This is a genomic window from Leifsonia sp. 2MCAF36, from assembly GCF_052115525.1.
GTDB lineage: Bacteria > Actinomycetota > Actinomycetes > Actinomycetales > Microbacteriaceae > Leifsonia.
Map to the genome: position 1 here is coordinate 98,261 of NZ_JBFRGV010000006.1, position 12,003 is coordinate 110,263.

Consider the following 12,003-nt stretch of genomic DNA (forward strand, 5'->3'; position numbering starts at 1 on the left):
CCATCCTCGGTCAGGTCTCCCGTCACAACCAACTCCGACACTCGGGCATTCCGCACGCCGCGTCATTTGGCCTCCGCGTAGCTGTCGACGATCGCGGCCGTGACCGGGAACTCGACCGGAAAGGAGCCGAACAGCAGCCGTCCGGCCCGTTCCGCGGAGGCGTGGACGGCCGCGGCTACCTCCTCAACCAGCTCCGCCGGGGTGTGGACGATGACCTCGTCGTGCAGAAAGTACACGAGGTGCGGGCCTTCGGTGAGTGCGGCGTCGGGCCTCAGAGCGGTCAGCCGGTTGCGCAACTCGGCCATCCAGCACAGCGCCCACTCCGCGGCGCTGGCCTGGACCACGAAGTTGCGTGTGAAGCGGCCCCAGTCGCGCGCCTGGCTCCGGGCCCGGCGCTCGTCCGCGTCGGTGGATTCGGCAGCCGACGCCGCCGACTGCGCGCTCGCCCAGGCGCGGCCGGGGAGAGGTGAGCTGCGGCCCAGACGGGACGTCACCTTCTCGCCACGCTCGCCCGCGCGCGCAGCATCCTCGACCAGTTGGACAGCGCGAGGGAACGCGCGCTTGAGGCGCGGCATCAGCCGCCCGCTCTCCCCCGTCGTCGCGCCGTACATCGCGCCCAGCATCGCGACCTTGGCGTGGGCGCGCTCGTCGACCGCGCCGGAGGCCACGATCCCCTCGTACAGATCTTTGCCGCGCCCGGCCGCCGCCATCGCCTGGTCCCCCGAGAGCCCGGTGAGCACGCGCGGCTCCAGCTGCGCCGCATCCGCGACCACGAGCTTCCAGCCCGGGTCGGCGACGACCGCACCACGCACCTGCTTGGGCAGCTGCAGCGCGCCGCCGCCGCGCGTGGCCCAGCGGCCGGTCACCACCCCGCCCGGCACATAGTCGGGCCGGAACCGGCCGTCGCGCACCCAGGCGTCCAGCCAGGTCCAGCCGTTGGCGGTGAGCAGCCGGGACAGCTTCTTGTAGCGGAGCAGCGGCTCGATGACCGGATGCTCGATCCGCTTCAGCTCCCACGACCGGGTGGACGTTGCCATCAGTCCCGCACGCTGCAACGCCTTGAGCAGGTCCGGCGGACTGTCGGGGTTCAGCTCCGGAGCCTCGAGGTGGCCGCGGATGTCGTGGCTCAGTTCTTCCAGCACGGCCGGGCGGCCGTTGGCCGGGCGAGCACCGAGCAGTTCCGTCAGCAGTTCGTCGTGGCGCTCGACGCTGTACGGGAGGCCCGCGTGCTGCAGCTCGACGCCGATGAGGGCTCCGGCCGACTCGGCAGCGAGGAGGAGACGCAGCCGCCGCGGGTCGGCGCTGGTGGCCACAGCGTCCTCTTGGGCCGCGAACTCGGCCCGCACCGAGCGCGAGGGCGTCTCGGCGGCGGGCGCGGGCTCCTCCAGGTCGAAGAGCGCCGTGTGGATGGCAGGCGCCTCCTCGACCGGGTCGGCGACCGTATCCCAGGGTCCAGGCTCCGCGGCCGCCAGCGCCGTACCGGCCGTCAGGGTCGAATTGCGGAGGATGGCGTGGCACAGGCGCAGGTCGACGCAGCGCTCGACCCGCACCCCTGCAGCGAGGAGGGTGGGGTACCAGAGCCGGGTGTCATCCCAGACCCAGCGCGGCCGATCGGGGAGGCGCTCCTCCCCCGCCACCAGGCTCGGCAGCCGGCCGACCTCGACCATGTCGGAGCGTTCCGTCCCGTCGAGCCAGGTCACGCGGACACTGCCGCGGACGTCGCGCTCGAGCAGGATGTGCATCCACCCATTCTCCCGGCGTGCGCCGACACCGGCGCGTCGCTTGCGCGGATCGCCTCATATGAGGATACTTCAGCTAACGACGATGCCGACCCGAAAGGCATGATCGACGATGACCGTATACCTGCATGACAGTCAGGGAGCATGGATAGCGTTCCGGACCGACCCGAGGTCCCGGGACCTGTTCAATCCGGACGGCGACTGGATCGGCTGGTTCCCGTGGAGCGATGACGAAGCCGTCACGCCCGACGGGGACTACCTCGGCACGATCCGCGGCGACCGGCTCTTCACCGAGAGCGCGCGACCCTACCGCGGATCCCCGGGCTACCCGGGCGCTCCCGCGTACCCGGGTGCTGCGCCCTACCCCGGTTCGGCGTCGTACATCGGCCTCCCGGCCGACTGCGACGACGTGCCGAGCTCGCTGCTCTGGCCGCGCCTCGCATCCTGACCCGGCCAGCCTCATCGAGTGGACGCAACACGCCGTCGAGCGCTGCCCGATGACGGCGTGTTGCGTCCACTCGATGAGGGAGCCACGTGGGGCGTCAGTCCGAGAGCGCGGTCAGGCGCGCGCGCAACGCGGGCCAGGAGGCGGCGAAGCCCGGGTGCAGCGGCAGCGAGACCACCTGGGCGATCGGCACCCAGCGCAGCTCGATGCTCTCGACGTCGGCCATGTGCGCCTCGAACGACCGCACCGCCTGGGCGACGACCGTGGTGTACGACCAGAAGCCCAGGTCGAGCACGCTCTCGAAGAGCACATGCACGGCGTCGGGCGGCACGGCCGCTTCCTCCGCGGCCTCCCGCAGGGCCCCATCGACCGCGCTCTCGCCGGCGTGACGCGCACCCCCCGGCAGGCCCCAGGTGCCGCCGAAGTGGCTCCAGTCGGCACGGTGCTGCAGCAGCACCCCCCGACGCAGGTCGTGCACGAGCAGCCCGGCAGCGCCGAACCGGCCCCAGAACCGCTGGCCGTCCGGCCCCTCCACCCACGCGTCTCCCGAGTCCACGTCTCCACGTTAGTCGCGCCGGCGCGTGGCCCCTCGACGCGCTGTCACACGGGGACGCGTGGTGGGAGGCTGTCCTCATGACCGTGCGTAGCGCCGCCCTGCTCCTGTACCGCCGTCGCTCCGGCGTAGAGGTGTGGATCGCGCACATGGGCGGCCCCTTCTGGGCGCGCAAGGACGAGGCGGCCTGGTCGGTCCCGAAAGGCATCGTCGAGGAGGGCGACCTCGCTGACGAGCTCGCCGCCGCCCGGCGCGAGTTCGCCGAAGAGATCGGGACGCCCGCGCCCGACGTCGACTACCTCCCGCTCGGCGAGTTCCGAGGGTCGGGTAAGACGATCGTCGTCTTCGCCGCCGAGACCGAGTTCGAGCCGGAGGCAGTGCGGAGCAACACGTTCGAGCTCGAGTGGCCGCCCCGCTCGGGCAGGGTGCAGGAGTTCCCCGAGGTGGACGACGCCCGGTGGTTCCCTGTGGAGGCGGCGCGGCTGAAGCTCACGAAAGCGCAGCGGCCCATTCTGGACGCGCTGCTCGCGCGCCTCGCGGAGGACGCGGAAATCCACTAGCGCGCATGGCCCCGCGCACCCGTATGGTTGGCCCCACGAGGGGGCGTTACCTGCGAGGAGGTACCCGTGACGAAGACCAAGGCCGAGAAGACCGCCGAGCGCGCGCTGGACACCGCGCGCGTCGCCGTCGGCGATGCCGAGAAGGCGGTCAAGAAGCTCGACAAGAAGACCCGGCGCGAGGCGGAGGATCTGGCCGACCGACTCGCTCAGGCGGCGAAGGACGCGAAGAAGGCGGTCAGGCGGGCGAAGAAGACCGCCGACGATGCGCGGGCGTCGGCGAAGTCCGTGGCGGAGCATGTCGCGGTCCCGGCCTCCGACACCGGCATCCCGACCTTCCGCGAGCTGCGCGACCGCGCCAAGGGCCGGGGAATCCAGGGCTACTCCCGGATGAACAAGGCGCAGCTGCTGCATGCGCTCGGCGAGGGCTGACGCCACGGTCAGGGCTGCTGTTCACCGGCGCTTAACCCGGCACCTCTAGCGTGCCGTCGTGCCCGACGCCCCAGAATCTCAGGCCGCAGACCTCCAGGCCGCAGGCTTCAAGGCCGCAGAATCGCAGGGCGCCGCACTGCGGGCCCCCGAGTCTCCCGGCCTCCTCCTCCGCGGCGACGCAGCGCCCACCGCCCGCACCCTGATCGACATCCTCGCGGAGTCGGCGCGCCGCTTTCCTGACGCCTCAGCCGTAGAGGATGCGGCCGGCGCGCTGAGCTACCGCGAGCTCCTGGCCCGGGTCGGTGCCGGGGCCGCACGCCTGCGCGAGAGCGGCGTCCGGCGCGGTGACCGGGTCGGCGTCCGCATGTCGTCGGGCTCTCGCGAGCTGTACCTCGCCATCCTGAGCGTTCTCGCGGTCGGCGCAGCCTATGTGCCGGTGGATGCGGACGATCCCGACGAGCGTGCGGAACTGGTCTTCCGCGAGGCTGCCGTTCGCGGCGTCCTGACCGACGCGGGTCTGTTGCTTCGCGGCGAGCACGAGCCGCGGAGCGTCTTCCCGGCCCAGCCGCCGCATCCCAGCACCGCCGCGGTGTCGGTCGTCGAGCCGCCGACTCCCGAGGATGACGCCTGGATCATCTTCACCTCGGGCTCGACGGGCACCCCGAAGGGCGTTGCCGTGCGGCACCGCTCGGCCGCCGCCTTCGTGGACGCCGAGTCGCGGCTGTTCCTGCAGGGCGAGCCGATCGGTCCCCAGGACCGGGTGCTGGCCGGCCTCTCCGTCGCCTTCGATGCGTCCTGCGAGGAGATGTGGCTCGCCTGGGCCCACGGTGCGTGCCTGGTCCCGGCTCCTCGTTCGCTGGTCCGGACCGGCATGGACCTGGGTCCGTGGCTGTCCGCGCGGCGCATCACCGTCGTCTCCACCGTCCCGACCCTGGCCGCGCTGTGGCCGGTGGATGCGCTGGACAGCGTGCGCCTGCTGATCTTCGGCGGTGAGGCGTGCCCGCCCGAGCTGGTGAACCGGCTTGCGGTGCCCGGTCGCGAAGTCTGGAACACCTATGGCCCGACGGAGGCCACTGTCGTCGCCTGCGCAGCCCCGCTCACCGTCGGCGAGCCCGTGCGCATCGGCCTTCCGCTGGACGGCTGGGACCTCGCCGTAGTGGATGCGCAGGGCGAGCCGGTCGGGGACGGCGAAGGTGGCGAGCTGGTGATCGGCGGGGTGGGGCTGGCCCGCTACCTGGACCCGGCGAAGGACGCCGAGAAGTACGCTCCGATGCCGACCCTGGGCTGGGAGCGCGCCTACCGCAGTGGCGATCTCGTCCGGTTCGACGCTCAGGGGCTGTTCTACGTCGGCCGCGCCGACGACCAGGTGAAGCTCGGCGGCCGACGTATCGAACTCGGTGAAGTGGAAGCCGCCCTCCAGCTGCTGCCGGGGGTCGCCGGGGCCGCCGCGGCTGTCCGCAGCTCCTCCGCCGGCAACGACGTACTCGTCGGCTACCTGGCGGTGCCGGATCCGGACGCGTTCGACCGGGGTGCGTCGCTCACCCACCTGCGCGAGACGCTGCCCGCCGCCCTCGTGCCGCTGCTCGCTGTGGTCGACGAACTGCCGGTGCGGACCTCGGGCAAGGTCGACAAGGCTGCCCTCCCGTGGCCGCTGGAGGATACGGACGCGGCCGGCGGCGGAGCGGTGACGGACGATCCCGTCGCCCAGGCGCTCGCCGACGACTGGCGCAGCGTCCTCGGCCTCCCGGTCTCCGGCCCGGACGACAACTTCTTCGACCTGGGCGGCGGCTCGCTCGCCGCAGCCCAGCTCGTCTCGCTGGTGCGCCGACGGCATCCCGACATCACGGTGGCCGACATCTACGCGGCGCCACGGTTCGGCGCGATGACGCAGCTGCTCGCTGAGAGTTCGCCGTCGTCGTCCGCCGCGTCGACCCACGTCGTGCCGCCCACGCCGTTCCGGATGCGCGCGGTGCAGACGGTCCTCGGTGTCCCGCTGTTCATCCTCGGCGGCATCCGCTGGCTGCTGTACCTCCTGACCGCGTCTCTCCTGCTCCGGCCGCTCGGCGGTTTCGACGTACTACCCGCGGTGGACCCGGTCTGGCTGGTGGTCGGTCTGCTCATCTTCGTGACGCCGTGGGGCCGGATGGCCATCTCGGTCGTGGCGGCGCGGCTCCTGCTGCTCGGGGTGAAGGCGGGCGACCATCCCCGTGGCGGCGGCGTGCACCTGCGGCTGTGGCTGGCCGAGCAGGTCGCGCACCAGATCGGGGCCGCGAGCCTTGCGGGCGCTCCGTGGATCCTCTACTACGCACGTGCCCTCGGGGCGACGATCGACCGCGGCGTCGACCTGCACACCCTTCCGCCGGTGACCGGGATGCTGCGCATCGGCGCTGGCGCCTCCATCGAGCCGGAGGTCGACCTGGCCGGCTACTGGATCGACGGCGACGTGGTGCGCATCGGCGAGATCCGGATCGGCGCGGGCAGTTCGGTCGGTGCCCGCAGCTCGCTCATGCCGGGGACGAAGATCGGGCGCAACGCGACCGTCGCGCCCGGGTCTGCCGTGTTCGGCCGGGTGCCTGCCGGGCAGAACTGGTCCGGCTCCCCCGCCGTCCGGGTCGGCCGGGTCCACGACTGGTGGCCGGCGGAACGCCCGCCGAGACGGACCCGCTGGGTGATCGCCTATGCGCTCGCCTCCCTGGTGGTCTCACTGGTGCCGGTGCTCTCGCTCGCCGTCGGCGGGGGCGTGGTGGCTCTCTTCGTGCGGGGAGCAGTCAACTGGGCCGACGTCGTCGGGCGCGCCGTAGCCGGGCTGGTTCCGGGCACGCTCGCGGCAGGCGTCGTGCTCGCCGCACTCGTCGTCGGCTTGGTGCGCCTGCTCGGCATCGGGATGCGCGAGGGCGTCTACCCGGTGCGCAGCCGCGTCGGCTGGCAGGCGTGGTCGACCGAGCGCCTCCTCGATCTCGCCCGCACCATCCTGTTCCCGCTGTATTCGAGTCTGTTCACACCCGTCTGGCTCCGGATGCTGGGGGCACGTGTCGGGAAGGACGTCGAGGCCTCCACGGTGCTCCTCCTCCCCCGGATGACGCGCATCCGCGACGGCGCGTTCCTCGCCGACGACACGCTGGTGGCGTCCTATGAGCTGGGCGGAGGCTACGTCCGGATCGCGAACGTCGACATCGGAGCGCGCGCGTTCCTCGGCAACTCGGGGATGGCCGGGGCCGGCAACCGGGTGCCACGCGACGGCCTGGTGGCGGTGCTCTCCTTCGCCCCGCGCAAGGCGAAGGCCGGATCGTCGTGGCTCGGCTCTCCCCCGGTCCGACTGCGTCGCCAGGCGCAGGATGCGGACCTCTCCCGTACCTTCGAGCCGCCCACCGCCCTCCGGGTGGCCCGCACGGCGTGGGAGCTGCTCCGGATCGTGCCCGTCTTCGTGACCTGCGCCATCGGTCTGGGCGTCGTGATCGCCCTCGGCGCCATCGTCACCGCATGGGGTCCGGTCTGGGCAGTGATCCTCGGCGGCCCCGTCCTCATGCTCGCCGGGGCGGTGGCCGCGGCGGTGAGCACGGCCGCGAAGTGGGCGCTGCTCGGGAGGCTGCGCGCGGGCGAGCACCCGCTCTGGTCGTCGTTCATCTGGCGCAGCGAAGTCTCCGACACGTTCACCGAGATGGTCGCCGCCCCGTGGTTCGCCTGGGCCGCAACCGGCACTCCTGCGCTGGTCTGGTGGCTGCGGAGCCTCGGCGCCCGGATCGGCTCCGGCGTCTGGATCGACAGCTACTGGCTCCCCGAGGCCGACCTGGTCACGCTGGGCGACGCATCCACCGTCAACCGGGGCTGTGTTGTGCAGACGCACCTGTTCCATGATCGAATCATGAGCATGGACCAGGTCACCATCGAGCGCGGCGGAACGCTCGGCCCGCACAGCGTCATCCTGCCCGCCGCCGACATCGGGCCGGAAGCGACCGTCGGGCCCGCCTCGCTGGTGATGCGCGGCGAGACCGTGCCGGCCGGCAGCCGGTGGAGCGGCAACCCGATCGGGCCGTGGCGGGAAGTCGTCGTGCGCGAGTACCGGGCACGGGCCGGCGGATGACGGACGCCGCACCGGAGGCCGCACCGCACGCCTACCTGCCCCAGTCGGGCACCGACGCCTACGCGGTCCTCAGCTACGACCTCGACCTGAAGTACCGGGTGGCGACCAACCGCCTGGATGCGACCGCACTGATCCGCGCACGCGCATCCATCGACCTTCCGGCGATCGTGCTCGACCTCGTGCACCTGAAGGCGAAGCGCGTCCGCGTCGACGGGCAGAAGCCCGCCCGCATCAGCCAGACCACAACCCACCTGCGGGTGACGCCCGCGACGCCCGTACCGGCGGGAACGGAGTTCACCGTGGAGGTGGCGTACGACGGCTCGCCGATACCGCGCCGCACGCGCTGGGGCACGCTCGGCTGGGAGGAGCTGACCGACGGAGCCATCGTCGCGGCGCAACCCTCCGGCGCGCCCACCTGGTTCCCGTGCAACGACCGGCCATCGGACAAGGCCTCCTACAGCCTCCGGATCACCACCGAGCAGGCGTACACCGTGCTCGCCACCGGGGAGCCGGCAGGCCACACGGTCAGCGGCGGACGCGGCACCTGGACGTTCGAACGCACGGAGCCCACCGCGACGTACCTCGCCGCGGTGCAGATCGGCCGCTACACGCTCGAACGACGCCACACCGCGGGTGTGGACTGGGCGCTCGCCTACCCACCGGCACTCGCACGACGGGTCCTGCACGACTTCGAGCCGGTCGGGCGGATGCTGGAGTGCTTCCAGGAGCTGTTCGGGCCGTACCCCTTCCCGTCGTACACGGTCGTCGTGACCGAGGACCCCCTGGAGATCCCGCTGGAGTCCCAGGCCATGGCCACCTTCGGCTCGACCCACGCCGACGGGCGCGGCGGCTCGGAGCGGCTGATCGCCCACGAGCTCGCCCACCAGTGGTTCGGCAACAGCGTCGGGCTGGCCTCCTGGCGCGACATCTGGCTGAACGAGGGGTTCGCCTGCTACGCCGAGTGGCTGTGGTCGGAGGCCTCCGGCGGCCTGTCCGCCCGGGCACAGGCGCGGGTGCACCACGCGGCGCTGCGGCTGGCGCCCAAGGATCTGCTGCTCGGCGACCCCGGACCCGACTCCATGTTCGACGACCGGGTCTACAAGCGCGGAGCCTGCCTCCTGCACGCCTTACGGGTGCGGACCGGCGACGAGCGGTTCTTCGCGCTGCTCCAAGAGTGGACGCAGACCCACCGGTTCCGGACGGTCACCAGCGCCGACTTCGAGGCGCTCGCAGCACTGTACGCGGAGGAGCCCCTGGACGCCTTCTTCGACGCGTGGCTGCGGCAGACCCGGCTCCCGTCCCTCTCCCGCTGACGCCGCCCCGTCGTCCTCAGCGCGCCGCGAGGCGTGACTCGTTGCTGCTATGCGCGCCGGGTGGCGACATGTTGTCGCGACTCGGCAGCCCGGCGTGACGCTCTGCTCGCCAGCGGAGGGTCAGGGCTGACGTTCGGCCACGGTGACGACACAGCCGTTCGACTCGGTGGTCGTGAGCCGATAACGGGCGCCGTCGAGGCGCGCGGTGCTGCGGCCGACACGGACAGCGCCGGGCGGCACCCGCAGTCCGCGCCCGTCCGCTTTGAGCACAGCTTCGATGGCGGTCCAACGGCGGAGCGCATCGCCTCGTCCCGGCGCGAGCGCGTCCACGGCGGCCAGCCGGTCGGCGGACGCCGCCGTCGATTCGGCGTCGATGCCGACGGGATGACGGGCCGCGATCGCAAAGGCCCTCCCGGCCGCGTGTGCGAGCGCGAGGTGGACGGGCGCCTGCGCGGCCAGCGCGACCGGCCGCCCGTGGGCGAGCCCGCAGTCGGGGCAGCGTGCGTCGATCCGGATGTCCAGCTCCCCGAGACGCTCGGCCGCCGTGAACAGCGCGCAACGGCCCGAGAGGAACCGCTGGCGGGCCGCATCGTCTGCGCCGAGGGAGGTCAGCCGCACATGGTCGCCCGGCGACAGGCGCGGAACGATGTCCGATGCAGAGCCGTGGGGTACGACGACGAATGGGGGCATCCATCCTCCGTCCGTTGGCGCCGACGGACCGATGCTAACCCGCGAAAGCCGGCAGGACGGAACGCACTGAGGCGAGCGCCGACAGGCCTCAGGTCGGCCGTCGGCGCTCGCCGGTCAATGGGTTCCGTCAGTGGTGTTCGGGGGCGCTCAGCGCGCCGAGCGGTCGCTGCCGTCGTCGAAGCGCGGTGCCTCGTGGCGGGCGCCGTGGGTCGTCGGGTCGTCCACCGGGGTCGCGGTCGCCTCGGGGCCGGCCGTCGTGCCGGCGGGCGCCGTGCCTGCGGGCGTCGTGCCGGCGGGCGCCGCGTCGCGGGCCCCCGCGTCGCGCGTGTTCGCGTCGCGGACCTCCGCGTCGCGGCGGTTCGCGTCCTCGACCCGGTTGCCCTCGCGGTCGGTGCGGACGTCCGGGTCGACCCGGTCGGCCTTGCGCATCGCCTCGTCCGACTCGGCGCGGGCCTTCGCCGCCGCCGACTCCCGCTCCTCGGATTCGCGCCGCAGGCGCTCGGCGTCGACCTCCGCCTGCTTGGCGTCGGCGGACGCGCGGGCGGCCTTCGCCTCACGCTCGCGCGCATCCAGTTGGGTCTGCGCCGCCGACTGCCGCATCTCTTCGGCACGGTGACGGTCCGCCTCGCGCTTCTTGTTGCGGCCGAACGTCAACGCGATGATGGCGACCACGATGATGACGACCACGACGACGATCAGGATGATCCATCCAGTTGTGTTCATGACGCGTCACGGTACCCCCGCAGCCCGGAATAGCTAGGGGATTGAAGTGTTTCCGTGCCTGTACTCGGAGTAGGGCGGACGGGACTTGAACCCGTGACCGAGGAATTATGAGTTCCCTGCTCTGACCAGCTGAGCTACCGCCCCGATCGTGCCGGCTCCGGCTACTCCGGGGCGGGCACGCTGGGGGCCGCGTCCGTCACCGGGTCGGCCACCGGCTCCCCACGATACAGGCTTTCGAACGTGCTGATCGTGGTCTGGATGTCGTGCGCGGCCACGATGCGGAGCGACCCGCGTTTGAGAACATCGAGCTCGTCCTGGGGCAGCGTGAGCACGCTCTCCAGCTTGTCGGCGAGGTCCTGCGCGTCGCCGGGGCGGAACAGGTGACCGTTCTCGCCGTCGTGCACGAGGTGCGGGAGCGCCATGGCGTCGGCGGCGACGACCGGAAGACCCGACGCCATGGCCTCCATGGTCGCGATCGACTGCAGTTCGGCGATCGACGGCATCGCGAAGACGGTGGCGCGCGTGTAGGCCTGGCGGAGCTCCTCGTCGCTCACGTAGCCGAGGAAGTCGACGCGGTCGGCGATGCCGAGCGTCTCCGCCATCACCTGAAGGTTCTTGAACTGGTCGCCGCCCCCGACGATCTGCAGGCGCGCATCCAGGTTCTCCGGCAGAAGCTTGACCGCGTTGAGCAGCACGTCGATGTGCTTCTCACCGGTGATCCGGCCGACGAACAGGATGGTGTTGCCCGTCCGCGGGCTGAAGTCGGGGGTGTAGTTCTGCGCCTCGATCCCGCAGGAGACGGCGTGGATGCCGCGCGCCCCGATCGCGGACTCAAGGAACTCGGCCGCGCGCCGCGTGGGCGTCGTGATCGACTCGGCACGGTCGAAGCTCGTGCGCGCATCCGCCCACGCCAGCCGGACGAAGGTCTTCCGCAGGAATTTGGGGAGCAGGGTGAACTCGACGATGTTCTCCGGCATCACGTGGTTCGTCGCGACGATGCGGATCCCGCGCTTCTGCGCCTCGGCGGCGAGCCCGCGGCCGACCACGATGTGCGACTGGAAGTGGACGACGTCGGGTTTCACCGAGTCGAGGATGCGACGCGCGTTCGCTTTGCTGGTCCACGGGAGGGCGAAGCGCAGCCAGTCGTGCGGATACCAGCGCCAGCTGCGGAGGCGGTGGGCGGTCATCTTGCTGCCCTCGTGCTCCTCCACCCAGGTGCCGTGCTTGCGGCTCGCGGCGGGGGCGACGATGTGGACGTCGTGGCCGTGCTGGACCAGCCCGGCGGCGAGGCGCTCGGCGAACCGGGCTGCTCCGTTGACGTCCGGTGCGAATGTGTCGCAGCCCATGACGATCGTCAGCGGCTTTTTGGCCGCCTGCGCGGGCGGGACGGGATGCGGTCCGCTCGTATCAGGCACGTGGTTCGTTCCCTACGGTCGTCGTGTGCGTCGGATAGCGAAGCCGGAGACGGCG

The 12,003-nt window shown here is 72.0% G+C and carries 10 protein-coding genes and 1 tRNA gene; 5 read left to right on the plus strand and 6 right to left on the minus strand.

Annotated features, from left to right (window positions below; genetic code table 11):
* Positions 1 to 62: 62 nt before the first annotated feature.
* Positions 63 to 1,742: a bifunctional 3'-5' exonuclease/DNA polymerase gene (locus AB4079_RS10570; RefSeq protein ID WP_441787253.1), complete on the minus strand. Its 1,680-nt coding sequence runs from the start codon at positions 1,740 to 1,742 to the stop codon at positions 63 to 65.
* 109 nt (positions 1,743 to 1,851) lie between these two features.
* Between AB4079_RS10570 and AB4079_RS10575 the strand changes: the two genes are divergently transcribed.
* Positions 1,852 to 2,187 (plus strand): hypothetical protein, encoded by a 336-nt coding sequence (locus AB4079_RS10575; RefSeq protein ID WP_441787254.1) that lies wholly within the window; start codon positions 1,852 to 1,854, stop codon positions 2,185 to 2,187.
* Between the two features lie 94 nt (positions 2,188 to 2,281).
* Here AB4079_RS10575 and AB4079_RS10580 read toward each other — a convergent pair whose 3' ends face one another.
* A complete protein-coding gene (locus AB4079_RS10580; protein ID WP_441787255.1) occupies positions 2,282 to 2,740 on the minus strand; it encodes an NUDIX domain-containing protein in 459 nt (152 codons plus the stop codon).
* 77 nt (positions 2,741 to 2,817) lie between these two features.
* Between AB4079_RS10580 and AB4079_RS10585 the strand changes: the two genes are divergently transcribed.
* From AB4079_RS10585 to AB4079_RS10600, 4 genes are all read left to right on the plus strand, one after another.
* Entirely contained in the window at positions 2,818 to 3,297 is a 480-nt protein-coding gene (locus AB4079_RS10585; protein ID WP_441787256.1) for an NUDIX domain-containing protein, read from the plus strand.
* 66 nt (positions 3,298 to 3,363) lie between these two features.
* A complete protein-coding gene (locus tag AB4079_RS10590) occupies positions 3,364 to 3,726 on the plus strand; it encodes a hypothetical protein (RefSeq protein ID WP_441787257.1) in 363 nt (120 codons plus the stop codon).
* Positions 3,727 to 3,862: 136 nt separating this feature from the next.
* Entirely contained in the window at positions 3,863 to 7,807 is a 3,945-nt protein-coding gene (locus AB4079_RS10595; RefSeq protein WP_441787550.1) for a Pls/PosA family non-ribosomal peptide synthetase, read from the plus strand.
* Positions 7,804 to 9,120, plus strand: coding sequence for a M1 family metallopeptidase (locus AB4079_RS10600; protein WP_441787258.1), 1,317 nt, complete (start codon positions 7,804 to 7,806; stop codon positions 9,118 to 9,120). Before AB4079_RS10595 ends, AB4079_RS10600 begins: the two co-directional genes overlap by 4 nt.
* Positions 9,121 to 9,240: 120 nt before the next feature.
* On the opposite strand, the gene AB4079_RS10605 is transcribed toward AB4079_RS10600, so the two are convergent.
* The 4 genes from AB4079_RS10605 to AB4079_RS10620 form a co-directional block, all read right to left on the minus strand.
* Positions 9,241 to 9,810: a 4'-phosphopantetheinyl transferase family protein gene (locus AB4079_RS10605; RefSeq protein WP_441787259.1), complete on the minus strand. Its 570-nt coding sequence runs from the start codon at positions 9,808 to 9,810 to the stop codon at positions 9,241 to 9,243.
* Positions 9,811 to 9,957: 147 nt separating this feature from the next.
* Positions 9,958 to 10,533 carry a hypothetical protein gene (locus AB4079_RS10610; RefSeq protein WP_441787260.1) on the minus strand — a complete coding sequence of 192 codons (576 nt, stop codon included), beginning with the start codon at positions 10,531 to 10,533 and terminating at the stop codon, positions 9,958 to 9,960.
* Between the two features lie 70 nt (positions 10,534 to 10,603).
* Positions 10,604 to 10,677, minus strand: a tRNA-Ile gene (locus AB4079_RS10615).
* Positions 10,678 to 10,694: 17 nt separating this feature from the next.
* On the minus strand, positions 10,695 to 11,948 hold the full coding sequence (locus tag AB4079_RS10620; RefSeq protein WP_441787261.1) for a glycosyltransferase: 1,254 nt from the start codon (positions 11,946 to 11,948) through the stop codon (positions 10,695 to 10,697).
* Between the last annotated feature and the right edge of the window lie 55 nt (positions 11,949 to 12,003).